Annotated in this window: 26 protein-coding genes and 1 tRNA gene; 11 read left to right on the top strand and 16 right to left on the bottom strand. The window is 69.8% G+C overall.

Features of this window, described 5'->3' with window-relative positions; genetic code table 11:
* The first annotated feature begins 9 nt into the window (after positions 1–9).
* From JMJ56_RS10145 to JMJ56_RS10110, 8 genes are all read left to right on the top strand, one after another.
* The gene (locus tag JMJ56_RS10145) at positions 10–846 is read left to right on the top strand and encodes a HesA/MoeB/ThiF family protein (RefSeq protein WP_202831517.1); all 837 of its coding nucleotides are present in this window, start codon (positions 10–12) and stop codon (positions 844–846) included.
* Positions 847–1,221 (top strand): DsrE family protein, encoded by a 375-nt coding sequence (locus JMJ56_RS10140; RefSeq protein ID WP_202831516.1) that lies wholly within the window; start codon positions 847–849, stop codon positions 1,219–1,221.
* Between the two features lie 40 nt (positions 1,222–1,261).
* A complete protein-coding gene (locus JMJ56_RS10135) occupies positions 1,262–2,194 on the top strand; it encodes an SH3 domain-containing protein (protein ID WP_202831515.1) in 933 nt (310 codons plus the stop codon).
* A gap of 138 nt (positions 2,195–2,332) precedes the next feature.
* Complete coding sequence (locus tag JMJ56_RS35260; RefSeq protein ID WP_202831514.1) at positions 2,333–2,623, top strand: SH3-like domain-containing protein; 291 nt, start codon at positions 2,333–2,335, stop codon at positions 2,621–2,623.
* Positions 2,620–2,928, top strand: coding sequence for an SH3-like domain-containing protein (locus tag JMJ56_RS35255; protein ID WP_202831513.1), 309 nt, complete (start codon positions 2,620–2,622; stop codon positions 2,926–2,928). Before JMJ56_RS35260 ends, JMJ56_RS35255 begins: the two co-directional genes overlap by 4 nt.
* Positions 2,925–3,527 (top strand): nitrile hydratase subunit alpha, encoded by a 603-nt coding sequence (locus JMJ56_RS10120; RefSeq protein WP_202831512.1) that lies wholly within the window; start codon positions 2,925–2,927, stop codon positions 3,525–3,527. The genes JMJ56_RS35255 and JMJ56_RS10120 overlap by 4 nt, the downstream gene beginning before the upstream one ends.
* Before the next feature lie 39 nt (positions 3,528–3,566).
* On the top strand, positions 3,567–4,898 hold the full coding sequence (locus tag JMJ56_RS10115) for an MFS transporter (protein ID WP_202831511.1): 1,332 nt from the start codon (positions 3,567–3,569) through the stop codon (positions 4,896–4,898).
* 79 nt (positions 4,899–4,977) lie between these two features.
* Positions 4,978–5,547, top strand: coding sequence for a lipid-binding SYLF domain-containing protein (locus JMJ56_RS10110; RefSeq protein ID WP_202831510.1), 570 nt, complete (start codon positions 4,978–4,980; stop codon positions 5,545–5,547).
* A 116-nt stretch (positions 5,548–5,663) separates the two neighbouring features.
* Here JMJ56_RS10110 and JMJ56_RS10105 read toward each other — a convergent pair whose 3' ends face one another.
* From JMJ56_RS10105 to JMJ56_RS10075, 7 genes are read right to left on the bottom strand one after another with little or no spacing between them, the layout of a single operon-like run.
* Positions 5,664–6,869 carry an ABC transporter substrate-binding protein gene (locus tag JMJ56_RS10105; protein WP_236037633.1) on the bottom strand — a complete coding sequence of 402 codons (1,206 nt, stop codon included), beginning with the start codon at positions 6,867–6,869 and terminating at the stop codon, positions 5,664–5,666.
* 31 nt (positions 6,870–6,900) lie between these two features.
* Positions 6,901–8,109, bottom strand: a complete 1,209-nt coding sequence (locus tag JMJ56_RS10100) for an ABC transporter substrate-binding protein (RefSeq protein WP_202831508.1) — start codon at positions 8,107–8,109, stop codon at positions 6,901–6,903.
* A gap of 25 nt (positions 8,110–8,134) precedes the next feature.
* Entirely contained in the window at positions 8,135–9,340 is a 1,206-nt protein-coding gene (locus tag JMJ56_RS10095; RefSeq protein ID WP_202831507.1) for an ABC transporter substrate-binding protein, read from the bottom strand.
* A gap of 27 nt (positions 9,341–9,367) precedes the next feature.
* The gene (locus JMJ56_RS10090) at positions 9,368–10,393 is read right to left on the bottom strand and encodes a branched-chain amino acid ABC transporter permease (protein WP_202831506.1); all 1,026 of its coding nucleotides are present in this window, start codon (positions 10,391–10,393) and stop codon (positions 9,368–9,370) included.
* A 7-nt stretch (positions 10,394–10,400) separates the two neighbouring features.
* Positions 10,401–11,273, bottom strand: coding sequence for a branched-chain amino acid ABC transporter permease (locus tag JMJ56_RS10085; protein ID WP_202831505.1), 873 nt, complete (start codon positions 11,271–11,273; stop codon positions 10,401–10,403).
* Between the two features lie 4 nt (positions 11,274–11,277).
* Positions 11,278–11,982: an ABC transporter ATP-binding protein gene (locus JMJ56_RS10080; protein WP_202831504.1), complete on the bottom strand. Its 705-nt coding sequence runs from the start codon at positions 11,980–11,982 to the stop codon at positions 11,278–11,280.
* A complete protein-coding gene (locus JMJ56_RS10075; protein WP_202831503.1) occupies positions 11,972–12,751 on the bottom strand; it encodes an ABC transporter ATP-binding protein in 780 nt (259 codons plus the stop codon). The genes JMJ56_RS10080 and JMJ56_RS10075 overlap by 11 nt, the downstream gene beginning before the upstream one ends.
* A gap of 244 nt (positions 12,752–12,995) precedes the next feature.
* Here JMJ56_RS10075 and JMJ56_RS10070 point away from each other — a divergent pair, with 244 nt between their 5' ends.
* Together JMJ56_RS10070 and JMJ56_RS10065 are read left to right on the top strand one after the other, a co-directional pair.
* Positions 12,996–13,481 (top strand): MOSC domain-containing protein, encoded by a 486-nt coding sequence (locus JMJ56_RS10070; protein WP_202831502.1) that lies wholly within the window; start codon positions 12,996–12,998, stop codon positions 13,479–13,481.
* Positions 13,478–14,398: a PDR/VanB family oxidoreductase gene (locus JMJ56_RS10065; RefSeq protein WP_202831501.1), complete on the top strand. Its 921-nt coding sequence runs from the start codon at positions 13,478–13,480 to the stop codon at positions 14,396–14,398. The genes JMJ56_RS10070 and JMJ56_RS10065 overlap by 4 nt, the downstream gene beginning before the upstream one ends.
* Positions 14,399–14,942: 544 nt before the next feature.
* Here JMJ56_RS10065 and JMJ56_RS10060 read toward each other — a convergent pair.
* From JMJ56_RS10060 to JMJ56_RS10050, 3 genes are all read right to left on the bottom strand, one after another.
* Positions 14,943–15,665 carry an SH3 domain-containing protein gene (locus tag JMJ56_RS10060; RefSeq protein ID WP_202831500.1) on the bottom strand — a complete coding sequence of 241 codons (723 nt, stop codon included), beginning with the start codon at positions 15,663–15,665 and terminating at the stop codon, positions 14,943–14,945.
* 83 nt (positions 15,666–15,748) lie between these two features.
* Complete coding sequence (locus JMJ56_RS10055; protein ID WP_202831499.1) at positions 15,749–16,309, bottom strand: hypothetical protein; 561 nt, start codon at positions 16,307–16,309, stop codon at positions 15,749–15,751.
* Complete coding sequence (locus tag JMJ56_RS10050) at positions 16,306–17,541, bottom strand: CaiB/BaiF CoA transferase family protein (protein ID WP_202831498.1); 1,236 nt, start codon at positions 17,539–17,541, stop codon at positions 16,306–16,308. Before JMJ56_RS10050 ends, JMJ56_RS10055 begins: the two co-directional genes overlap by 4 nt.
* A gap of 158 nt (positions 17,542–17,699) precedes the next feature.
* Between JMJ56_RS10050 and JMJ56_RS10045 the strand changes: the two genes are divergently transcribed.
* Positions 17,700–18,281: a GNAT family N-acetyltransferase gene (locus tag JMJ56_RS10045; protein ID WP_236037632.1), complete on the top strand. Its 582-nt coding sequence runs from the start codon at positions 17,700–17,702 to the stop codon at positions 18,279–18,281.
* Between the two features lie 6 nt (positions 18,282–18,287).
* Here the strand turns inward: JMJ56_RS10045 and JMJ56_RS10040 are convergent.
* From JMJ56_RS10040 to JMJ56_RS10015, 6 genes are all read right to left on the bottom strand, one after another.
* A tRNA-Arg gene (locus JMJ56_RS10040) sits at positions 18,288–18,364 on the bottom strand.
* A gap of 69 nt (positions 18,365–18,433) precedes the next feature.
* On the bottom strand, positions 18,434–19,642 hold the full coding sequence (locus JMJ56_RS10035) for an acyl-CoA dehydrogenase family protein (protein ID WP_202831497.1): 1,209 nt from the start codon (positions 19,640–19,642) through the stop codon (positions 18,434–18,436).
* A gap of 82 nt (positions 19,643–19,724) precedes the next feature.
* On the bottom strand, positions 19,725–21,389 hold the full coding sequence (gene nikE, locus JMJ56_RS35250) for a nickel ABC transporter ATP-binding protein NikE (RefSeq protein WP_202831496.1): 1,665 nt from the start codon (positions 21,387–21,389) through the stop codon (positions 19,725–19,727).
* A complete protein-coding gene (locus JMJ56_RS10025) occupies positions 21,386–22,231 on the bottom strand; it encodes an ABC transporter permease (protein WP_202831495.1) in 846 nt (281 codons plus the stop codon). Before JMJ56_RS10025 ends, nikE begins: the two co-directional genes overlap by 4 nt.
* On the bottom strand, positions 22,228–23,250 hold the full coding sequence (locus tag JMJ56_RS10020; RefSeq protein ID WP_202831494.1) for an ABC transporter permease: 1,023 nt from the start codon (positions 23,248–23,250) through the stop codon (positions 22,228–22,230). Before JMJ56_RS10020 ends, JMJ56_RS10025 begins: the two co-directional genes overlap by 4 nt.
* Positions 23,250–24,845: an ABC transporter substrate-binding protein gene (locus JMJ56_RS10015; protein WP_236037631.1), complete on the bottom strand. Its 1,596-nt coding sequence runs from the start codon at positions 24,843–24,845 to the stop codon at positions 23,250–23,252. Before JMJ56_RS10015 ends, JMJ56_RS10020 begins: the two co-directional genes overlap by 1 nt.
* Positions 24,846–24,876: the final 31 nt, after the last annotated feature.

Below are 24,876 nucleotides of genomic sequence, written 5' to 3'. Positions count from 1 at the left end.
CGCGCCCATATGCCGGGGATGGATCTCGACTTCACCGATGCCGAGCTGCATCGCTACTCCCGCCATATCCTGCTTCAGGATGTCGGCGCCATCGGCCAGGCGAAGCTGCGCGCGGCGCGGGTGCTGGTGGTCGGCGCCGGCGGGCTCGGCGCGCCGCTCGCCCTCTACCTGGCGGCGGCGGGCATCGGCACCATCGGCATCGTCGACCATGACGCACTCGAGCTTTCCAACCTCCAGCGCCAGGTGATCCACAGCACCGCCCGCCTGGGCCGCAACAAGGCGGAGAGCGCCGCCGAGACCCTGGCGGGCCTCAATCCCGAGGTCCGGGTCGAGACCCACCCGATCCGCCTCGATGCCGAGAGTGCCATGGCGCTGATCCCGCGCTACGACCTCGTTTGCGACGGCACCGACAATTTCGCCACCCGCTTCCTGCTCGGCGATGCCTGCCACCTGCTCGGCCGCCCGTTGGTCTCCGCCGCGGTGCTGCGCTTCGAGGGCCAGCTCTCCACCTTCAGGTCGTATCTCGGCGCCCCACATCCCTGCCACCGCTGCCTCCATCCGGAGCCGCCGCCGGAGGGCCTGGTACCCTCCTGCTCCGAGGCCGGCGTGCTCGGCGCCGTCACCGGCGTCATGGGCACCTTGCAGGCGACGGAGGTGCTGAAGGAGATCCTCGGCATCGGCGAGGGGATGTCCGGCCGCCTCCTGCTCTGGGATGCGCTGGAGACGCGCTTCCGCACCATCCGCCTCCGCCGCGACCCCGGCTGCGCCCTCTGCGGCGAGGCCGCGACCATCCGCGACCTCTCGGCCCATGCGGCGCCCGCGCCGCTTGCCTGCACCGCCGCCTGAATGCCGAAGCCCCTCGGCATCCTGCTGATCTCCGGCGGGCATGAGCGCGCCCACTACGCCCTGGTACTGGCCACCGGCGCCGCGGCACTGGGGCGCGAGGTGACGCTCTTCGCCACCAATGCCGGCTGCCGCCTCCTGCTGGCCGAATCCCCCCTGCTTGCCGACCCGCGCGAGGCGGCGGTCACCGCCCGCGGCGTCGCCGGCATCGCGCCGCTGCTGGAAGCGGCCGAGGAGCTCGGCCTCCGCTTCCTCGCCTGCGAGGCCGGGCTTCGCACCGAGGGGCTGGACGCCGTCCCTCTCCGCCCTTCCGTCACGGTGGCGGGCATCGCCAGCTTCCTCGCCGCCATCGGCGAGGGGCAGATGGCTACGCTGTAGCTTGACCTCGGGGGGGGCGACTTGGCATCCCCTTCTTGTGATGCACCCCCGCCCCATCCTCCTGCTTTGCCTGGCCCTCGCTGCGCCAGCCGCCCATGCGCAGAGCAGCCTCGGCCAGCAGGGCAACCTGCCGCCGCCCCGCGCCGCTGCGCCCGCCCCAGCCCCGGCTCCCGCCCAGGCCCCAACCGCCCAGGTGCCGCAGCCGCCGGCCCCAGCCCGGCCTGCCCCGGCAAAGCCGCCGCAGGCCCCGCCCGCGCCCCGCGGCACGGCCCCCGCACGCCCGGCCCCGGCTGCGCCTGGCCAGGTGGCCCCCAGCCAGGCAGCACCGGCCCGCCCGCCTGCCGCCCAGGCCACGCCCACCGTCCAGCCCCGCCCCGGCACCACTGCTACCCGCCCGGGGACGCCACCCGGCCAGGCCCAGCAGCAACAGCGCCGCCGCAACGCCCCGGCCGCGGCCGCCGGCGCCGCGGCCGGCGCCGCAGCGGTCGCGGTCGCGCCCCCCGCCCCGGCAGCACCCCCGCCGCCGCCGGTCCCGACCGTCGGCTCCGACACCGGCCGCCCGCTGCCCCGCTTCGCCGCGCTCGGCTCCAACCAGGTCAATCTCCGTATCGGCCCGGATCTGCGCTTCCGCATCGACTGGACCTATCAGCGGAAGGACCTGCCCGTGCAGATCATCGAGGAGCATCAGGTCTGGCGCCGCATCCGCGACCCGGAGGGCACCGAAGGCTGGGTCCAGCGCCCGCTGCTCACCTCCCGCCGCACCTTCATCGTCCAGGGCGAAGAGCGGACGCTGCGCCGCCGCCCCGACGAGCAGGCCGAGGCCGTCGCCCATCTCCGCCCCGGCGTCATCGGCAGCCTCCGCCGCTGCGAGGCCGGCAACGCCTGGTGCGAGGCCCGCATCGGCGACCACAGCGGGTGGATCAGGCGCCGCGACATCTGGGGCGTGATGCCGGACGAGGTCATCGGCGATTGAGAAAAGCCGGGCGCCTGTCCCAGGGCCGTATCCGCTTCGGCTGCGCCCGCTGAAACGGCCCCGGCCCGTTGTTCGAACGGGCGGATTAACCCCTGTAGGGTGTTTCCACCCGCCCGAGGTTTGCTCTAGCCTCACCGCATGAGCGACGTCCCTGCACCTGCCATCCACGACCTTGGCGGCGCCAGCCGCTACCGCTGTTCCCCGGTCGAGCGTGACGAGGCCCCGCCCGACGATTTCGGCAAGCGGGTGGACGCCATCCGCCAGATCCTCGCCCAGAAGGGCTTCATGACCGTCGACGAGCTGCGGCGCGGCATCGAGAGCATCCCAGAGGCCGAGTATTTCACCCTGACCTATTACGAGCGCTGGCTGACCTCGATCAGCAACCTCATGGTCGAGAAGGGCGTCATCCCGGCGGAGGAGCTGCGGTGACCGCCGCCTTCGCCCCCGGCGCCCGCATCCGTATCAGGGATGACTGGCCGGAGCGCCGCGGTCCCTGCCATATCCGCACGCCGCACTACCTCCGCGGCCGAGAGGGTGTGGTCCAGGCCGTGCTCGGCGAATTCCCCAATCCCGAGGACCTCGCCTTCGCCCGCCCTGCCCCGCGCCGGCCGCTCTACCATGTCCTCTTCGAGCAGCCGCCGATCTGGGCCGAGGGCGAGGCCGGCGATAGCCTCCTCGTCGAGATCTTCGAGCACTGGCTCGAGCCCGCAACTCCAGCGCAGGAGGCCGCATGAGCGCCCCCGCCCGCCCCGAATCCGTCGCCCTTCTGGAGAAATTCGTCGCCGCCCTCGCCGCGCGCGGCCTCGTCACCGAGCAGGAGATCGCCGATCGCCAGGCCAGCACCGACCGCGCCAGCCCGGAGATCGGCGCGCGCATGGTGGCCCGCGCCTGGCTCGATGAGGGCTACCGCCGCCTCCTGCTCGCCAACGGCGCCGCCGCCGCGGAGCAGATGGGCGTCTCCATGGCCGGCGCCCCGCCCCTCGGCGTGCTCGAGGACCGCCCCGGCCTGCACCACCTCGTCGTCTGCACCCTGTGCAGCTGCTACCCCCGCGCCGTGCTCGGCTACCCGCCGCATTGGTACAAATCGTTCGAGTACCGCGCCCGCGCCGTCCGCGAGCCGCGCGCGGTACTGGCCGAATGGGGCACCGTGCTGCCGCCGGCCACGCAGATCCGCGTCGTCGACAGCACGGCCGACTACCGCTGGATGGTGCTGCCGATGCGCCCCGCCGGCACCGAGGGCTGGAGCGAGGACCAGCTCACCGCCATCGTCACGCGCGATGCATTGGTCGGCGTCGCGCTGCCACGGCTTCCGGTCGCCGCCGCCGCCGAGTAGCCTGTTCCCCGAGGAACGGCCGGGGGACCAGGAAACGGGATGACGCCGCAGGACGGACTGCCGCAGCCGCGGCGCAGCCTGGCGGCAATCGCCATCCTTCTCTCCATCCTGGTCACCGTCCTCGACACCTCGATGATCAACGTGGCGCTGCCGGCGATCGCCCGCGATCTCGGCGTCGCCCCGGCCAGCGTCATCTGGCTCAGCAACGGCTACCAGCTCGTCGTCGTAGCGACGCTGATCTCCTTTGCCTCGCTCGCCGAGATCATCGGCTTCCGCCGCGTCTACCTCGCCGGCTTCGTGGTCTATGTCTGCGCCTCGCTCGCCTGCGCCCTCGCGCCTTCCTTCCCGGCGCTGGTGGCGGCGCGGGTGATGCAAGGCATCGGCGCCTCGGCGGTGATGGCGCTGACTGCCGGCCTCATCCGCTACACCTACCCGGGAAGCCATCTCGGCCGCGCCATCGGCTATAACACGCTGACCGTCGCGCTGGCCGGCGCGATCGGCCCGACCCTCGGCTCCGTCATCCTCGCCTTCGGCCCCTGGCCCTGGCTCTTCGCCGTGGGCGTGCCACTCGGACTCGCCGCCATCGTCCTCGGCGGCCTTACCCTGCCGGAGACGCCGCGCGCCCATCGCCGCTTCGATGCCGTGGCGGCCGCCCTCGCGGCGCTGGCCTTCGGCATGCTCTTCCTCGGCATCGACCTCGCCTTCGCCCTGCCCTGGGCCGGCGCGGTCCTGATGGCGGGCGGCATCGCCGCGGGCATTACCCTCATCCGCCGCGACCTGACGCGCCCGGCGCCGCTGCTGCCGCTCGACCTGCTGCGCCTGCCGCCGGTCGCCATCTCCGCACTCGCCTCGGTCTGCGCATTCGCGGCCTGGTCGCTGGGCTTCGTCTCGCTGCCCTTCCACTTCATCGCCAACGGGCACGACCAGGCGGCGACCGGCTTCATGATGACGCCCTGGCCCGTCGCCCTGGCCGTCGCCGCCCCGCTCGCCGGCCGCCTCTCCGACCGCCTGCCAACCGCCCTCCTCTGCATGCTGGGCGGCGGCACCCTCGCCATCGCGCTCGGCCTGGTGATCGCCCTCCCCGGCGCCGCGCCGGTGGTGCTGCTCGGCCTTGCGGTCGGGCTCGGGGGCTTCGGCTTCGGCTTCTTCCAGACGCCGAACAACCGCACCATGCTCTCCGCCGCCCCCAAGGCCCGCAGCGGCGGGGCGGGCGGGATGCAGGCGACGGCGCGGCTGCTCGGCCAGACCATAGGCACCACCCTCACCGCGCTGATCTTCCAGGCGGGCGGCGGGCCGAAGCTGGCGATGGCGGCCGGCGCAGCCTTCGCCCTCGCCGCCGCCGGCATCAGCATGCTGCGGCGGAAAATCTAAAATTGGTTCATTCCGTTTCGAAACCCGCCCTCGGGCTCCTGCGTTGCGCCGCAACAGAACCACGGAGGTTGAGCTCGCCATGACCGGTTTCACCCGGCGTTCCCTCTCGGCCTTGCTGCTGGCCGGCGCCTCGGCCGGCGCCGTCGCCGCCTCACGCCCGGCCGCGGCAGAGACCCAGCGCGAGATCGACGCCGATGTCGCCGCCGCCCTGGTCCGCCTGCGCGCCCTGCCGCAGAGCCAGGATCTGCTGCGGAAGGCCCATGCCACGCTGGTCTTCCCGCGCATCATCAGCGGCGGCTTCATCGTCGGCGGCCAATATGGCCAGGGTGCGTTGGTGCGCGGCGAGAGGACGGAGGGCTACTACTCCATCGCCGGCCTCTCGCTCGGCTTCCTCGCCGGCGCGCAATCCGCCGGCCTCGCCATGTTCTTCATGACGGAGCAGGCCGCTGCCACGCTGCGCCGCCGCGACGGCTGGGAGATCGGCACCGGCCCGACCGTGGTCGCGCTCGACCGCGGCCTCCAGGCCAATGCCTCCTCCACCACGCTGACCGAACCGGTCTACGCCATCACCTTCAACCAGGAAGGGCTGATGGCCGCGCTGGCGCTGAACGGCACCAAGATCACCCGCATCACGCCCCAGGCGAGCTGACCACCTCTTGTCTGGTGTCCTTCCGCGGCTTTGCCGCGGAAGGCTAGGCGAGGCCTCGGACGCCAAGCGAAATCCGGGGCCCCCGCGAAGACGCGAAGCGGCTTTGTGGGGTATTCCTAGACCTTCGCCCCCTCGATGAGGCTGCCGAACCGCTCCCAGGTGCTCCCGGTCCATTTCTGCAGCTGCATCTGTCGGATCGGATGGAAATTGTCCGGCGCCGTGTTCACGAGAATCCCGGGGATCAGCGTCGGAATCTCCAGTGCCCTCAGGCTCGCCGCCTGGCGCATGATGCTCTCGCGGGAGAAGTTCCCCTCGCACTGCTTCAGCACCTGCATCAGCGTCGTGGCAATGCCGAAGGCGAAGGGAAAGCTGCCGTCCTTCATGTCCCCATCGGGGATGTATTTCTGCATGAAGGCCCGCCACTGGTTCATCCCCGCATCGTTGGCCCAGCCCGGATCGGTCGGATCCTTCAGATAGGCCGAGGTGATGATGCCGACGCCGCGCTCCGGCCCCGCCGGCTCCATCACCGTGCCGACCGAGATGGAGACATTGGTGAGGTAATGCAGCGGCTTCCAGCCGAGATCGGCCACGCGGCGGATGGTCTGCGCGGCGAATTTCGGCGTCGCCGCCGTCAGCAGCACATCCGCCCCGCTCGCCTGAAGCGAGACCACCTGGCTGTCGATCGTCGGGTCCGTCGCCTCGTAGGAGACCGGCTTGACGATGCTGTCGTAGCGCGCGCCCAGGACGTCCTTGACGCCAGTGACGTAGTCCTTGCCGAAATCGTCGTTCTGGTAGAGCAGCGCGAGCTTGGCGTTCGGCTTCTGCTCCAGCATGTACTTCATGTAGATCTGCGCCTCGGTCCGGTAGCTGGGCTGCCAGCCCATGGTCCAGGGCGTGTCCTGGTAGTTCCCCCACTTGTCCGCACCGGTGGAGAGGAAGAGATGCGGGACCTTGCGCTGATTGACGTAGCGCAGGATGGCGCTGTTGCTGGCCGTGCCGAGCGTGTTGAACAGGAAGGCCACTTTGTCCTGCTCGACCAGACGCCGCACCTGCTCCACCGTCTTCGGCGGGCTGTAGCCGTCGTCATAGGTGATGAAATTGATCTTCCGTCCGGCGATGCCGCCCTGTTCGTTGACCATCCTGAAGAAATGCTGATGCGAGCGGCCGATGCTGCCATAGGCGCTCGCCGGCCCGCTGTAGGGCATGGTGTTGCCGATGCGGATCTCGCTGGCGGTCACGCCGGGCGTTTCCTGCGCGCGGGCGATGGCGGGGGCGGCAAGCGCTGCGGCACCCGCCGCAAGCAGATGGCGTCGCGTCGGCATCATGGCGTCCTGTTCTCCCTGTTTCTTTCTTCTATACGCTCGCACCCTCGATCAGGCCGCCGAAGCGGACCCAGGATGCGCCGTCCCAGCGCTGCAACTGCATCTTCTGGATCGGCCGGTAATCCTGCGGCCCGGTCTGCAGGGTGATGCCCGGCAGCAGCACCGGCAGCGCCACCTCCCGCAACCCCGCTGCCTGACGCAGGATGTTCTCGCGCGAGAAGTTGCCCTCGCATTGGGTCAGCACCTGCCGCAGCGTGCAGCCGAGCCCGTAGCCATAGACCACGTTGGAGTCGTTGAGGTCCGCCTCCGGCATCCATTGCCGGACGAAGGTGCGGACCTCGTTCATCCCCGCATCGTCGCGCCAGGCCGCATCCCCCTGCTCCTTCAGATAGCCCGAGGTGATGATGCCGACGCCCTTCTCCGCCCCCGCCGGCTGCATGACGGCGCCGACCGAGAGCGAGACATTGGTGAGGTAGCGCAGCGGCTGCCAGCCGATGTCGTGCACCTTGCGGATCGCCTGCGCCGCCGCCTTGGGCCCGAGCGCGATCATCAACACATCCGCCCCACTGCTCTGGAGCGAGAGGATCTGGCTGTCCGGCGTCGGGTCGGTGATCTCAAAGGACGCCGTCTTCGTCACCTTGTCGAAGCGCTCCGCGCCGATCACGTCGCGCAAGCCGGCGATGTAGTCCTTCCCGAAATCGTCGTTCTGGTAGACGATCGCCAGCTTGAATTCGCGGCGCTCCGCCAGCAGGTGCTTGGCATAGATTTGCGCCTCGGTCCGGTAGCTCGGCTGCCAGCCCATGGTCCAGGGGAAGTCCTGCCAGTTCCCCCATTTGTCGGCGCCGGTCGCAACGAAAAGCTGCGGCACCTTCCGCTGGTTGCAGTAGCGCTGAATGGCGTTGTTGGTGGGCGTGCCGAGCGGGTTGAACAGGAAGGCGACCTTGTCCTGGTCGATCAGCCGCCGCGCCTGCTCCACCGTCTTCGGCGGACTGAAACCGTCATCGTAGCTGAGGAAATTGATCTTGCGGCCGGCGAAGCTGGTGGTCTCGTTCAGCATCCGGACGAAGGCCTGCTCCGTCCTGCCGATCACCCCATAGGCACTGTTCGGCCCGCTATACGGCATGATGTTGCCGATGCGGATCTCACTGGCGGTGACGCCGACCGTCTCTTCCGCGCGGGTAAGGGAGGGAGTTGCGAGCACCCCCGCTGCCGCCGCCAGGACCTGCCTTCTGCCGAGCATCCCGCCTCCCTTCCCGTGCTGGTCGCTACACGTTGGCGCCCTCGATCACGCCGCCGAACCGCACCCAGGACTTGCCGTCCCACTTCTGCAGCTGCATGTGCCGGATCGGATGGTAGTTGGTCGGGCTGGTGGACACCTTCACGCCCGGCAGCAGCGTCCCGATCTCGAGCGGCGCGATGCTCGTCGCCTGCTTCATGACGTTCTCACGGCTGAAGTTGTTGCCGCACTGCTTCAGCACCTGAATCATCGTACTTCCGGCACCGTAGCCATAGGTGTAGTTGTTGTCGCCCAGCTCCCCGTCCGGGATGTAGCGCCGCATGAAGTCGCGCCACTCGTTCATGCCCGGATCTTCCGCCCAGGCCGGGTCCGACTGGTCCTTCCGATAGTCGGAGGTGATGAGGCCGATGCCCTTCTCCGCGCCCGCCGGCTGCATGACGATGGACCCCGAGACCGAGACATTGGTCATGAACATCATCGGCTTCCAGCCGATGTCGTAGACCTTACGGATCGCCTGCGCCGCGAAGCGCGGGATGATGCCGCAGACCAGCGCATCGACGCCCGAGCCCTGCAGGGTGACGATCTGGCTGTCGATCGTCGCATCTGTCGCCTCGTGCGAGACGAGCTTCACGGCATCGAAGCGCGCGCCCAGAACATCCTTGACGCCGTTGACGTAGTCCTTGCCGAAATCGTCGTTCTGGTAGATCACTCCGATCTTCGCCTGCGGCCGCTGCTCCATGATGTACTTGGTATAGATCTGCGCCTCAGTCCGGTAGCTGGGCTGCCAGCCGATCGTCCAGGGATACTCCTGCGGCTGCGCCCACTTGTCGGCGCCGGTGGCGAGGAAGAGATGCGGCACCTTCCGCTGGTTGACGTAGCGGTGAATGGCGCTGTTGGTGGGCGTGCCGAGCTGGTTGAACAGGAACGCCACCTTGTCCTGCTCCACCAGCCGCCTGGTCTGCTCCAGCGTCCGCGGCGGCGCGTAATTGTCGTCATAGACGATGAAATTGATCTGCTTCCCCGCGATGCCGCCCTGGTCGTTCACCCGCTTGAACATCGCCGAAAGGCAGCGCGAGATGACGGAGTAGGAGGAGGCCGGCCCCGACAGTGCATTGGTGCTGCCGATGCGGATCTCGTTCGCCGTCACCCCAGGCGCTTCCTGCGCGGGTGCGAGATTGGGCAGCGCAAGCGCCGCAACGCTTCCGCTCAACAAGGCACGGCGATGAAGGGTCATGCGAGGCGGTCTCCGGTCATTGCGCCGTCAGCCCCGCCCGCGCAGCCGCCCGGCGATGCGCCGCAGCAGCCCGGCGAAACCGTCCGGCAGGATGAAGAGGAAGGCGATGAGCAGGATGCCGTAGATCACCCCAGGCGCGGCCTTGGAGATCGCCTCGGCGATGTTCGGCACGAAGAGCACGAAGAGCCCGCCGAAGAGGGACCCCAGGATGGAGGCGACGCCGCCTACCACCATGCCCACGAAGAGCGTGATGGACACCATGAGGCTGAAGCTGTCCGGCGCCACGAACTCCACCGCGACGGCCGAGAGCGACCCCGCTATCCCCGTCACCATGGCGCTGACGGCGAAGGCCCGCGTCTTCAGCGTCGCAGTGTCCATTCCCATCGCCTCGGCCGCCGTCTGATGGTCGCGCGTCGCCATCAGCGCCCGGCCGATGCGGCCGCGGATCAGGTTCCAGCAGAGCAGGAAACAGACGCCCGCAACGCCCACCGCGACGAAATACATCCACTGGTCCGGCGTCAGCGCCCCCGGCATCCAAGCCGGCGCATCCGGCTTGACGAGGAAGAGCCCCTGCACGCCCCCGGTCCAGTCCTCGATCGATTTGTGCTTGAGGATCTGCGGCACCGCGACGGCGAGCGAGAAGGTCGTCAGCGCCAGGTAGAGTCCGCCGAGCCTGAGCGCCGGAAAGCCGATCCCGTACCCCACCACCCCGCAGACCGCGGCCGAGAAAGGCAGTGTCGCCCAGAAGGACCAGTCGAGATGCGACATCAGGATCGCCGTCGCATAGGCGCCGAGCGCGAAGAAGGCGCCATGCCCGAGCGAGATCTGCCCGTTGAAGCCGGTCACCATGTTCAGCCCGAGCACCGCGAGCCCCATGATCACCGCCATGGTGAGCTGGAAGAGCGGAAAGCTCTCCAGCACGAAGGCCGGCGCGATGGCGACCACCAGCCCGCCCAGCACCACCAGCGCCACTTGCCATGCTGGCATGCCTCGCCGTGCCGGCACCGCTTGCGGGATGGTCGCGGGGATCGCTACGTTCTCGCTCGCGCTCATCGGCTTCTCACACCCTGCTCGTGACGACGCGGCCGAGCAGGCCGGAGGGCCTGATGACCAGCACGCCAATGATGATCGCCAAGGCGACGGTCAGCTTCAGCTCGGTGCCCACCACATAGGCCCCGGCCAGGTTCTCCAGCACGCCGACCGCGAAGCCGCCGATGACCGCACCCAGCGGGTTGTCGATGCCCCCGATCAGCGCGCCGGCGAAGGCATAGAGCAGGATGCCCGTCATCATGCTCGGATCGAGGAAGACGACCGGCGCCACCATCATGCCCGCGACGGCGCCGATCGCCGCCGCCAGCCCCCAGCCCAGCGCCAGCATCCAGCCGACGCGGATGCCGACCAGCCGCGCCGAGCGCGGATTGTAGGCCGCCGCCCGCATCGCCAGCCCGAGCGAGGTGTAGCGGAAGAAGAGAAAGACGAGGGTCAGCACCACCAGCGTCACCGCCGTGCTGCCCAGTTCATGCGCCGAGATCAGCCCGCCCATCAGCGGCCCGCTGCTGGTGAAGGGGCTCGGATAGACCTTGGTGGTATAGCCGAAGATCCACCCCGTCATGTTGCCGACGATCAGCAGTAGCCCGATGAAGACGCCGACATGCGTCAGCACCGCCGCATTCTGCACCGGGCGCATCAGCAGCCGCTCCACCAGCACGCCGATGAGGAAGGAGAGCATCACCGTCGCCGCGAAGGCGACCCAGTAGGGAAAGCCCGCTTCCACCATCGACCAGGCGATGAAGGTCGAGAGCGTCGCCATCTCTCCCTGCGCGAAATTCACGTGATGCGTGGCCTGGTAGATCATCACCAGCGCCAGCGCGACCGAGGCGTAGATGCCCCCCGTGGCGATGCCGGCGATGATCTGGTGCGCGAAGCCGTCCATGCTCTCAATACCCCAGATAGGACCGGCGGACGGCCTCGTCCTCGCGGATCTCGGCGGCGGGGCCGGAGACGACGATACGCCCCGTCTCCAGCAGGTAGGCCCGATCGGCGAGTTCCAGCGCGAGATTGGCATTCTGCTCGACCAGCAGGATGCCGACGCCGCTCTCCTCGCGGATGCGCCGCATGATGCCGAAGATCTCCTGCACGATCAGCGGCGCCAGCCCGAAGCTCGGCTCGTCCAGCAGCAGCAGCCGCGGCCGCAGCAGCAGCGCGCGGGCGATCGCCAGCATCTGCTGCTCACCGCCCGAGAGCGTCCCCGCCTGCTGCCGCCAGCGCTGCTTCAGGCGCGGGAACCACTCGAACATCCGCTCGAAGTCCGCCCGCACGTCCGGGTCGCGCCGCACATAGGCGCCGAGCCGGAAGTTCTCCTCGACCGAAAGCTCCATGAAGGTGCCGCGCCCATCCGGCACATGGGCGAGGCCGCGCCGCGCGATGTCCTCCGTCGCCCGCCCGGTGATCCGCTCGCCGAGGAAGGTGACGTCGCCTTCGGTCTTCACCATCCCGCAGATGGCCCGCAGCGTCGTCGTCTTCCCTGCGCCATTGGCGCCGAGCAGAGCGGTGACGCCGCCCTCCTCCACGACGAAGTCCAGCCCGTGCAGCACATGCGTCTGCCCGTAGCCCGCCTGCATGCCTTTTACGTCAAGCAGCATGGGCCGCAGCCTCCGCCCCAAGATAGGCGCGGATCACTTCCGGGTCGGAGCGCACCTCGGCCGGCGACCCATCCGCGATCTTTTTGCCGAAATCGAGCGCCACAACTTTGTCGGAGACGCGCATGACAAGATTCATGTGATGCTCGACGAGCAGGATGCTGAGCTCGAAATTCCGCTTGATGTCGCGCAGCAGCTGCGCCAGCCCATCCACCTCGCCATGGTTCAGCCCGCCCGCCGGCTCGTCGAGCAGCAGCAGCCGTGGCTTGCCAATCAGGGCGCGGGCCATCTCCACGCGCTTCTGCGTGCCGAAGGGCAGCGCCGCCACCGGCACATCGGCCACGGTCTCGAGGTCGAGCAGCGCGAGCAGCGATCGCGCATGCTCGGCGGCCGCCGCTTCCTCGCGCCGCGCCGAGGGCAGCCTGAGCGCATTGGCGAGGAAGCCCGCATGCCCCTCGGCATGCGCACCCGCCAGCACGTTCTCCCGCACCGTCATGCTGCGGAACAGCGCTAGGTTCTGGAAGGTCCGCCCCAGCCCGAGAGGCGCCATGCGATGCCGCGGCAGCCCCGTCGCCGCCTGCCCGGCGAAGCGCACCTGCCCTTCGGTCGGCTTGTAGATGCCGCTGATGACGTTGAAGAGCGTGGTCTTGCCCGCCCCGTTCGGGCCGATCAACCCGCAGATCTGGCGCTCCTCCACGTCGAAGGAGACACCGGCCACCGCGGTGACGCCGCCGAAGCGCACCACCACGTCCCGCACCTCGAGCAGGGACATCCCGTCAGCCACCCGAATCCGGGCCGGACTGCACAAGGCACCGTGACGGACCGTGGCGGTCGGTCATGCAAAGCCTCCCCCTTGTGGCGCCATGCCCGATTCCGGGTCCGCGCCTTCGTTCTCCTGGACAACGGCATTTGAGCGGCCATTGCCGCCATCGCGCAAGCCACAAAAGGTAGCGGCCCCTGCCGCTTGAAGCATCGCCCGCGCCATGGGCACCATGCCGCATCACGCGGAGCACGCCATGTCCGTTACGCCCAGCTGGATCGGCCTCGTCGCCCACCTCCACATCACCGCCCGGGCGTTCCTGCCCATGCGCGCCATGGAGGCGATCGAGCTCGTCGCCGGCGAGGGCATCCTCGGCGACCGCTACCGCATCGGCACGGAGGAGGGCTTCTACTCCCCGAAGCCCGAACCCGGCCGCCAGGTCACCCTCTTCGAGGAAGAGGCCCTGGAAGCCATCCGCCGCGACCACGGCATCGAGCTGCGGCCTGAGGAGCACCGCCGCAACGTCACCACGCGGGGCGTGCCGCTGACGCACCTCGTCGGCCGCCGCTTCCGCCTCGGCGACTGCCTGCTGGAGGCGACGCGCCTCTCCATTCCCTGCCGCCATATCGAGGAGATCCTGGAGAAGCCGGTCTTCGACCCGATGATTAACCGCTCCGGCCTCAACTGCCGCATCCTGGAAGGCGGCACCGTCCGCCTCGGCGACCCCATCCGCCCCGTATGAGACATATCCGCCTGGCCCTCCGCGCCGCCGAGCCGGCAGGCCCGGGCATCCGCCTGCTCACGCTGATGGACCCGGATGGCTGGCCGCTGCCCCGCTGGCGCCCCGGTGCGCATATCGACCTGCATCTGCCGGGCGGCCTGACCCGCGCCTATTCCCTCTGCGGCGATCCGGCCGAGGCCGAGTGCTGGCGCATCGCCGTGAAGCGCGAGCCCGCCGGCCGCGGCGGCTCCGCCTGGCTGCATGATGCGCTGGCGGTGGGGGAGGAACTGCCCGCCTCCCTTCCCCGCTGCACCTTTCCGCTCGCCGAAGGTGCCAGCCGCCACATCTTCCTCGCCGGCGGCATCGGCGTGACGCCTTTCCTGGCGATGGCGGCTGCCCTCGCCCGCAGCGGCGCGGAGCATCACCTCCACCTGCTCCATCGCGGCCCGCCGCCGCTGCCGACGCAACTCGCCGCCCTCCAGGGCCGCGTTACCCTGCACGACACGCTGACCGGCCGCCCTGGCCTCGCGGCACTGCTCGGCCCGCCCACCCCCGGCACGGAGGCCTATTGCTGCGGCCCGCCTGGCCTGATCGAAGCCTTCCTCGCCGCCTGGCCTGCCGACCAGGCACGCGTCGAGCATTTCACTCCGCCCCCGCTGGCGCCGCTGCCGGGGGCCCGTCCCTTCACCCTCGTCCTGGCGAAGTCGGGCCGCAGCCTCGACCTCCCCGCAGGCGCCCCCTTGCTGCCCGCGCTCCACAGCCTCGGCGCCGAGGTCGAATCGAGCTGCGAGGGCGGCATCTGCGGCGCCTGCCGCGTCCGCTGGCTAGAAGGCCCGCCACTGCACCGCGACCGCATTCTCCGCCCGGAGGAGCGCGAGACCCATTTGATGGCCTGCGTCGCCGGCTGCGCCGGGTCCCGCCTGGTGCTCGACCTGTAGCCGGCGCTGCGCCCGGCAGGCGCCGCAGGCGGCTGGGCCATGAAGTTGCCCCACCGGCGTCACGCCGTGCCCGTGTTCCCGATGTTGGCTCGAGGATAAAGCAGTCGAGGCTGACATGGTGAACCCTGCCAGATTATGCGCAGCCATCCTGGCCCTGACCCTCGCCTTCCCCAGCCTCGGTTTCGCCGACCCATGGCAGGACGAGAGCGGCCAAGGCCGACGCCCTCACCGCGCCGAGCGCTTGGATGAAGGTTGGGAAAGGAGCGGCTGGGACCGGCGCCAATGGGACCGGCACGATCGCCGGTACGAGGGCGGGCGGCGCGGCGGCTATCAGCGTTACGCCCAGCCCCGTATCCCGTCGGGACACCTGCCGCCGGGCGAGTACCGCGCCTGGCACCCGGACCGTCCTGCCGGTCACCAGGCACCACCGCTGAGGTGGTGAGCCGGCCGGCATAATCCGCTGGAATTACCTAATCAGAGTGATTTGCTCGTCCAAACACCAGGCCAGAGCGGGATCCGTGAGCCAATGCGAACGGAAACCGTTCTAGTTGGCCCCCGACAACAGGCTGGAATGCACCCAGCCCTGTGGCGATGCATCCCCCACCTGCACCCAGCCGCCCGGCGCCCGAGCAAAGGCCCGCAGCGCCGATCCCTGCGGCAGCACCCCCAGCACCTCGGAGCCCCCGACCGGTGCCGCGCGTAGATTGGCATTGCTCCGCACCTGCACTGCGCCAGCCGCCTCGCTCACCATCGGGCTTCCTGGCCCGCTGCCCTGAACCGCGGCCACCGGCTGCGCCGACAGGGGTGCTGCCGGTGCCGCATCGGGCGAGGGTGCCGGCCCGATGGCTCGCGCCACCAGCGCCCCGCCCTCGCGGCAGAAGCGCTCCACCGCCCCGCCCATCAGCGGCAGGCCCGGCCCCTGCTCCAGCACCGTCGTATAGGCGAAGCCCCGCCCGTCACGCTCCTGCGGCACGGAGCCGTCGCGCGGCAGCAGCACGCGAAGGATGAAACCCACCCCGCCTGCCTTGCCGCAGACCGCCCGCTCATCCTCTGGGCCGAAGCGCACCACGCGGAGATCGGAGAAGGCGAGGTTCGGCGGGTTGCGCAGCCGTCGGCGAAGCGAGTCCTCCGCCGCCCGGGCCAGCACCTGCTCCGGCGAGGCGGCGGCCACCTCCGGCGCCCGCGCCGCCGGCCCTATGGCCAGCGCCGCGAAGCCGATGCCCGCCGCCACGACCACGGCCGTCCCCACGCCCAATGCCCGCCACATACCCTGCCTCATCCACGAACCGGCGGCGCCATGCCGCCTCTGGATAAGCGCGCAACCCGGGCATGGTTGCAGAGGCGGAAGCCTTACCAGAGCTCCTCACGCGCCAGTGCGGCGACGCGGTGGAAGCCGGACAGCGCCTCGAAGCACCCCTGCCCCACCGCCGCCGGGTCGCTCAGCCGCGCCAGCACCAGGTAGAGCCGCCCCCGCCCCGCATTACCCTGCGAGGCCGGGTAGCTCAGCTCCGCGCTCTGCGGCGCGCCGTACTGCGCGAGAGCCTCCTCCTTCAGCGGCTTGCTGCCGATGCGCTTCGAATCGTACCACTGCCGCAGCGCATAGACCGCCCCATCCGCCAGGTCCCGCCCGAAGGCGCCCGATGCCCCGCGGTCGAGCGGCGTGTAGGAGGCCGAGACGTCGTTCAGCCGGATGACGATGTCGAGCCCGGCCGGCACCCCGGCAGGGCGAAGGTTGGCCCGCCACTCGAAGGCGCCCTTCACCGGCTCCCCGGCTTCCTTGAAGCTGTTCCGTGCGCCCTTGAAGCGCTCGTCCGTGGCCAGCGCCTTGCGCCAGGTGTCGAACAGCGCCTGCACCTCGGCCCGGCTCTCGATCGCTTGCAGCCGCAGCAGCGGCGGGGTCGTGTCACTCATTTGCGCCGCGCATCCACCAAAACGCCGGAGGCGCGCAGCGCCGCCAGCTCGGCTTCGGAATAACCATGGGCCGAAAGCACGCCGTCGGTATGCTCCGCATAGCGCGGCGGCTCCGCCCGCGTGCCTCCCGGCGTGCGTGACAGCTTGATCGGCGTCCCCACCCCCCGGTAGCCGCCAAGCTCCGTCACCATCTCGCGGTGCGCCGTATGCGCCGCCGCCATCGCCTCGTCGACATGCAGCACCGGCCCGGCCGGCAGCCCGGCGGCCAGCATCCGCCGGGTCAGCTCATGCCCATCCTCATCGGCGAAGCGCCGCTCCAGCACATCGGTCAGCGCCTCCCGGTTGACGACGCGGGCGCCGTTGGTGGCGAAGCGCTCGTCCTTCGCCAAATCCGGCAGGCCGAGGAAGTCGCAGAACTTCCGGAAGGCCGGGTCGTTGCCGGCGGCGATGAAGATCTCGCAGGTCCGCGTGCGGAACTTCGAATAGGGCACGAGGTTCGGGTGCGGATTGCCGGTCGCCCGCGGCCGCTTGCCATTGAGGAAGTAGTTGGCCGCATGCGGATGCAACAGCGCCATGCCGCAGTCATGCAGCGTCATGTCGACATACTGCCCGAGCCCGCTCCGCGCCCGCTCCTGCAGCGCCATCAGGATGCCGATGGTGCTGAACAGGCCGGTGGCGATATCGACGATCGGCGTCCCGAGCCGCGTCGGCCCGCTATCCTCGGTGCCGTTGATCGACATCAGCCCCGTCATCGCCTGCAGCACCGCGTCATAGCCGGGGAAGCCACCCAACGGCCCCTCGCCGCCGAAACCGGACACCCGGCAATGTACCAGCGCGGGGAAGCGCTGCTTCAGCACCGCCTCGTAGCCGAGGCCCCATTTCTCCATGCTGCCCGGCTTGAAATTCTCCACCAGCACATCGGCGCCCTCCAGCAGGCGCAGCAGCACCTCGCGCCCCTCCGGCTTGGAAAGATCGAGCCCCACCGAGCGCTTGTTGCGATTCACGCCGACGAAATAGCTGGCATCCCCTGCCTCGTTGAAGGGCGGCCCCCAGTCGCGCACCTCGTCGCCCTGCGGCGGCTCCAGCTTGATCACCTCGGCGCCATGGTCGGACAACACCATGGTGCAGTAGGGCCCGCCGAGCACCCGCGTCAGGTCGATCACCCTGAGCCCGGCCAGGGCCCCTTCGGATCGGGCGAGGCCCAGCCCCGCGGGTGGTGCGGCTTCCGTCATCCCAGCATCATCCTTGCATCTCGCTCCCGGAAGCGTCTCCCCCGGCGGCGGCCCGGCGTCAACGCCTGCCCACCCGCCTCTGTAGACCGAAGCAGCCCGGGGCGCGAATTCGCCCGCAGCAGGGGCTTGCCGAACCGGCCGCACCGGGCGATGCCGGCATGATGCCCGCGCCCCTGACTCTCGAAGGTCCGCGCCTCCGCCTCCGCCCCTGGCGAGCCGAGGACCGCGCGCCACTCGCCGCCATCAACGCCGACCCGGCGGTGATGCGCCACTTCCCTGCCGCGATGAGCCGGGCCGAGAGCGATTCCTGGCTCGACCGCATCGAGGCGCATTTCGCCGAGCACGGCTGGGGCTTCTGGGCAGTAGAGCGCAAATCAGCCCCGGGTCTGATTGGGGCCGTCGGCCTGCTGAGCATCCCCTGGCAGGCCGATTTCACACCCGCCGTCGAGATCGGCTGGCGCATCGCCATCGCCCACCAGCGCCAGGGCTACGCCGAGGAGGCCGCGCGCCTCTCGCTTGCCGCCGGCTTTGGCCGCATCGGCCTCGGCGAAATCGTTGCCTTCACCGTGCCGGGTAATGCGCCGTCCTGGCTGCTGATGGCGAAGCTCGGCATGCGCCCGGCCGGCACCTTCGACCATCCCCGGCTGCCCGAGGACCACCCCCTGCGCCTGCATCTGCTGTACAGGATGAGCCGTCAAACCTGGATGAGCTCGGCACGGCCGGAGCGGGCGACGGCATAAGGAAAGTGGCGGACCCGATACGATTCGAACGTACGACCTTTGCCTTCGGAGGGCAACGCTCTATCCAGCTGAGCTACGGGTCCAGCGCGCCCTTCCCTTAGCCCAGCCCGCCGCCGGAAGGAAGCCCCTTCCTCCGCGACTGTGCCAGGGCATCACAGGAAGGCAATCGGCTGCTCCACCCCCAGCAGATGCCGGCCCACCATCTCCAGATGCCAGGGATTGGCCTGCAGATGCTGTGAGACGCACATCGCATCGCGGAACCGCCGCTCGAAAGGCTCCGACTCCAGGATCGCTGTCGTCCCCCCCGCCCGGTAGCAGGCGACGGAAACCTCCGTCGCGTCCCCCATCACCGTCGTCGTGGCGAGCCGCATCGCCATCCGGGTGTCGAGGCTGACCGCCCTTGTCCCCTCCGCCTCCGCCCAGGCCTCCCGCACCGTGCCGAGCAGGTACATCCGGCAGGCGCGCAGCCGCGCCTCCAGCCGGGCGATCTCCGACTGGACGCAATGGTTGTCCTTCATCGCCTGCGCCGCCGCCCGCGCCGCCTTGCCGCGGGCAAGCGCGACATAGCGGTCGAGCAGCCCGCGCGCCGTCCCCAGCGCCACGGCGGCGAAGCCCGTCGCGTAGCAGAGGTGAGAAGAGAGCAGCGAGACCGGCCCATGCTGCCGCCGCCCCTCCGGCTTGTCGCGAAAGCAGGCATGGCTCCCGGGGATGAAGAGGTCGCGCACCTCATAGGTGTCGCTCCCCGTCCCGCGCAGGCCGAGCGCCGCCCAGTCCTCGGTGATGCTCGCCTGCTCGCGCGGGAAGAGCACGGTGACGAATTCCAGCCGGCCCGCCCGCGCCGAGCCATCGGCCTCCGCCACCGGCACATGGGCGCCGAGCAGCCGCGCATGGCGGTTGCCGCTGGCGAAGTCCCAGCGCCCCGTCACCCGCCACCCGTCTGCCACCGGCACCGCCGCCGCGCGGGTATGCTGTGCCCCCCAGGCCAGCCCGCTGTCCCGGTCGCCGAAGAGGCGCCGCGCCACCTCGGGCGAAAGATAGGTCGCCGAGCTGAGCGCCGAGACGTTCCCCTGGTTCACGCACCAGGCGGTGCTCGCATCGCCGATCGCCAGCGCCTCGATGATCTCGGCATAGATCGGCAGCGGCAGCGCCTGCCCGCCCAACTCCGCCGGGGTCAGCAGGCGGAAGAAGTCATTGGCCCGCAAGGCCTCCAGCACCGAAGGCGGCAGCTCCCGCGCCCGCTCCATCTCCGGCGCCACCGCCTCCAGCAAGGGGATCAGCGCCCGCGCCCGCTCCACCGGCCCGGCGGCCGATAGCGTCTCCGGAGCCTCGGGCGCCAGCACGCCGAGTTCGGCAGCAGCCATGATCCGTCTCCTCCCAGATGGGCGAAGGCTAATCACGCCCCCTCCCCCCGGCAAGCGACACGGACGGTCGATCGACCAAATTTCACCCCGGCATCGGCTGCGTCCGCTGTATCAGCACCGGCTCCGCCTCGGGCTCTCCCCGGGGCTCGAAATGCGGGATCGCCGCCAGCAACTCCCGCGTATAGCCGGCCTTCGGCGCGGCGAAGAGCGCCTCGCTTCGCCCCTCCTCCACCACCCGCCCGGCCTGCAGCACGATGGTTCGCTCGCACATCATCCGCACCACGTTGAGATCATGGCTGACGAAGAGATAGGCCAGCCCCTCCTCCCGCCGCAGCCGGTCGAGCAGGTGCAGCACCACCGCCTGCACCGAGACATCGAGCGCCGCCGTCGGCTCGTCGAGCACCAGCAGCCGCGGCTCCGGCGCGATCGCCCGCGCGATCCCGACCCTTGCCTTTTGCCCGCCCGAGAGCTGATGCGGGAACCGCCCCAGCAACTCTCCCGGCAGCCCGACCCGCTTGGCGCACTCCTCCACCCGCGCGCGCAGCTGCGCCCCCTCCCTCATCCCCAACAGCCGCCGCAGCGGATCGGCGATGCAGTCGAAGGCGGAGAAGCGCGGATTGAGGCTCTCCCCATGATCCTGGAAGACCAGCTGAATCTCCCGCCGCCACCGGCTCTTGTGGAACCGCCCCGCCGGAATGGCCCCGATCTCCTCCCCCTCGAAGCGGATGCTCCCCGCCGTCGGGTCGAGCAGCCGGCAGACCAGGCGCGAGATCGTGCTCTTCCCCGACCCGCTTTCCCCGACAAGCCCCAGGCTTTCCCCCGCATCGAGATGGAAGGAGACGCCTTCCACCGCCGCCGCCCCGCCGAACTCCTTGCGCAGCCCCGCGACCTCCAGCAGCCGCCGCCCGCTCGATGTCACCGGCTCCGGTTCGCGCTCCCCCACCAGCCCGGCGACGGACGAGTCCCGCCGTGGCGAGGCCGCCACCAGCCGTTGCGTATAGGCGTGTCTCGGCGCGCCGAAGAGCCTATCCGGCGCCGCCTCCTCCACCACCTGCCCCTGCTCCATCACCGCGATCCGCCCGCAATACTGCGCGGCGAGGCCGAGGTCATGGGTGATGAGCAGCATCGCCATCCCCCGCCGCGCCGTGGTCTCGGCCAGCAGCTCCATCACCGCCCGCTGCGTAGTGACGTCGAGCCCGGTGGTCGGCTCATCGGCGATCAGCAGGCTCGGCTCGCAGGCGATCGCCATGGCGATCATCACGCGCTGGCACATGCCTCCCGAAAGCTCGTGTGGATAGGCCTCCAGCCGCCGCGCCGGCTCGCGGATGCGCACCGCCTCCAGCAGCGCCAGCGCCCGGTCCCTGGCCTCTCGCGCCGAAACCGCCTCATGCGCCCGGATCACGTCGGCGATCTGCGCCCCCACCGGCCGGATCGGATTGAGCGCCGCCCGCGGATTCTGGAAGATCATCGACATCGCCGCCCCGCGCAGCGGCGCCAGCACCCGCCGCCCCGCCCGGGTGATGTCCTCGCCCCGGAAGCGGATGCGTCCCCCGCTGATCCGCCCCGCCCGGTCGAGCAGCCGCATCACGCAGAACGCTGTCACCGACTTCCCCGACCCGCTTTCGCCCACGATGCCGAGCGTCTCCGACGGCCCGACCGAGAGCGAGACGCCCTTCAGCGCCTCCACCACCCCATGCCGCGTACCGAACTCGACCCGCAGCCCCTCGACCTCAAGCAGCGCGCTCATGTCCGCATCCGCGGATCGAGGATATCCCGCAGTCCGTCGCCGAGCAGGTTGAAGCACAGCACCGCGAACATCAGCGCCGCCCCCGGGCAGGCCACCAGCCACCACTTGCCCGTCGTGATGAACCTCGCCCCCTCCGCCACCATGATCCCCCATTCCGGCGTCGGCGGTCGGACCCCGAGGCCGAGGAAGGACAGCCCCGCCGCATTCAGGATCGCCCAGCCCAGGTTGAGTGAGATCTGCACCGCCATCGCCGGCAGCACGTTCGGCAGCAGGAAACGCATCACCACCCGTGCATGGCTGTTCCCCGAAGCCCGCGCCGCCTCCACCCAGCCGAGCCCTCGCCGCACATTCACCTCCGCCCGGCTGAAGCGGATGTAGAAGGGCAGGTTGATGATCGCCGTCGCATAGATGATGTTCTCGACCCGGTTGCCGAGCGCCGCCACCATCGCCATGGCAAGCACGAAGAGCGGGAAGGCCATCAGCACATCGACCAGCCGTCCGACCCAGGCATCCAGCCTGCCGCCTGCATAGCCACAGAAACTCCCTACCGTCGCCCCGACGACGAAGGACAGGCTGACCGCGGACGCCGCAATCGCCAGGTCGAGCCGCGCCGCCACCAGCACCCGGCTGAACACATCCCGCCCAAGTTGGTCCGTCCCGAACCAATGCGCCGCACTCGGCGCCTGCAGCGCATTCGGCACATCGGACGCGACCGGGTCATAAGGCACGATCCAGGGCCCGAGCAACGCCGCCAGCACCAGCAGCCCGCAGCCGCACCCCGCGAGCAGGGTGACCGGGTTGCCCCGCAGCACCCAGCCCGCATGCCGCAAGGTCGCGCTCATCCGATCGACACCCGTGGATCGGCAATGCCGTAGAGCAGATCGACCACCAGGTTTACCAGCACGAAGATGGAGGCCATCAACAGCACGAAGCCCTGCACCGGCGCATAGTCGGAGGAGAGCAGCGCATCCAGCGCATAGGAAGCGACGCCCGGCCAGGAAAACACCTTCTCCACCAGCACGTTCGCGCCCAGCATGGTCGAGAAGACGATCCCCATGATGGTGATCACCGGCAGCAGCGCATTGCGCAGCGCATAGACGAGGATCACCCGCCGCCGCGACAGCCCCAGCGCCTCCCCCGTGCGGATGAAGTCGCTCGTCAGCACCGCAAGCATGGAGGCCCGCGTCATCCGCGCCAGGGGCGCCAGCACGAAGAGCGCCATGGTGCAGGCCGGCAGCACGAGCTGGCTCGCCGCCGCCCACCACGCCTCCCACTCCCCGGCGAGCGCCGCATCCACCAGCAGGAACCCCGTCACCTCCGGTGGTTGCGCGGCGAAGATGTCGATCCGCCCCGTCGGGTCCGGCGCGATGCCGAGCAGGTAGTAGAGCACATAGATCAGCAGCAGCCCCGAGACGAAGGTCGGCACACAGACCCCGAGCGTGCAGATCAGCCGTACCCCATGGTCCACCGCCGACCCCGGCCTGAGCGCGGCCAGGATGCCAAGCGGCACCGCCAGCACCAGCGCGATCAGCAAGGCGCAGAAGGTCAGCTCCAGCGAGGCCGGCAGCCGGTTGCGCAGGTCGTTGAGCACCGGCTGCCCCGTCGTCATCGACCGCCCGAGATTCCCCGTCGCCACATCGCGCAGATAGAGCAGAAGCTGCTCCGGCACCGGCTTGTCGAGCCCCATCCGCCGCCGGATGTCCTCGATCTCCGCCTGCCCCGCATTCGGCCCCGAGGCAAAGAATATCGCCGGATCGCCCGGCAGCACCCGCATCAGCAGGAAGGTGAAGACCAGCACGCCGAACAACGCCGGCAGCGAGGAGACGAACCGCCGCCCCGCCCGCCCCGCGACGCCGCGCATCAAACCCGCCGCAGGTCGCGGTAATCCACCTGCCGGTGGTATTGATAGGTGTAGCCATCGATCGCCTGGGTCATCACCGCATCCTGGTTCGGCTGCCAGAGCAGGATCAGCGGAACCTCCTCGGCCAGCACCGCAATCATCCGCTTGCAGAGCTTCTCGTACTCCGCCGGGTCACGCTCGAACCGTGCCTTGGCGGTGAGATCGGCGATCTCCGCATTGTTCCAGCTGCTGTAGTTCCAGCGCTGCTCGCCGGTGAAGAAGTTGCGGAAGAAGTAGTCGGTCGAGGGCAGCCAGGCGATCGAGGTCTCGGTGAGGAAGGGCAGCTTCTTCTCCGTCACCAGCGTCGAGATCTGCGCATCCGGCAGCTTCTGGATCTCGACGCGGATGCCGATGCGCGCCAGCGCCTCCTTCACCAGCGCCGCCATCGGCTCACTCGTCGCCGCCGAGCCGACATTGAAGGAAAAGGTGGTATCCAACCCGTTCGGATACCCCGCCTCCGCCATCAACGCCTTCGCGCGCTCGAGATTCGTCTTCATCGGCATCGGCTGGGGGAAGCGCGCCGTTGGCGGCGTCTCGCTCCAGTCGCCGCCGAACAGCGCCGCCCCACGCTCGAACAGCGCCGCCTTGAAGATGTCCTGGTAGGGCAGCGCCGCCGCCACCGCCTGCCGCAGCTTGACGTTGTCGAAGGGGGCCATCCGCGTGTTGAAGGCGACCATGGTGAAGGCATTGAATTGCGGCGTGGACACCACCTTCACCCGTGGCCGCTGCGCCAGGCTCGGCACGTCGCTCGCCTGCAGGTCGATGGAGAGGTCCGCATCCCCCCGCTCGATCAGGTTGGCCCTGGTCGCCGCCTCCGGGATCGTCTGGTTGATGATCCGCCGGAAGAAGGGCAACGGCCCGCCCTTCCAGTCGTCGTTGCGCCGCAGGATCACCTGCTCGCCTGGCTTGAAGCTCTCGATGCGATAGGCGCCCGACCCCGCCGCATTGTCCTTCAGCCACGCCTGCGCCCAGGGATCATCCGAGGTCGCGTGGGATTTTGCGACCTTGCTGTTGATAATCATGCAGTAGAGCGTGCAGAGATTGGGCAGCGCCAGCCGGTCCGGCCGCTCCACCTTCGCCTCGAAGGTATGCGCATCGACGACGCGGAACTGCTCGGCCTTGGTCCAGGACCCGGTCTGGATCTGCACCGCTGCCAGCGAGCGCGCTGTCACATGCCGGTCGAAGGACCACTTCACGTCCTCCGCAGTCACCGGCGTCCCATCGTGGAATTTGGCGTCGCGCTTCAGGTGGAAGGTGAAGGTCGTCCCATCCGCGCTGGTCTCGACCCGCTCGGCCAGCTCGCCGCGGATGACATCCGGATCGAAGACCCAACCCGCCCCCATCTGCTTCCGCCCGAACCCCACCAGCCGGTCATAGACATTGACGCTGATGCCGAAGGCCTCGCGGGTCGAGCCCGGCATGGTCGGGTCGAGCGTGTTGACGGTGTTGCCCGTCACCTGCCTGAGCGTCTCCGCCCGGCTCTGCGCCAGCGCCGGGCCGCCCGGCACCGCCATCGCCGCCGCGCCTGCCAGTATTTCCCGACGCCCGATCCTCATGCCAACCCTCCTGCAATCCTGCATGCCCCAG

The organism is Belnapia arida (assembly GCF_016773205.1).
Taxonomy (GTDB): Bacteria; Pseudomonadota; Alphaproteobacteria; order Acetobacterales; family Acetobacteraceae; genus Belnapia; species Belnapia arida.
This window is presented reverse-complemented; position numbering and strand designations above follow the sequence as displayed.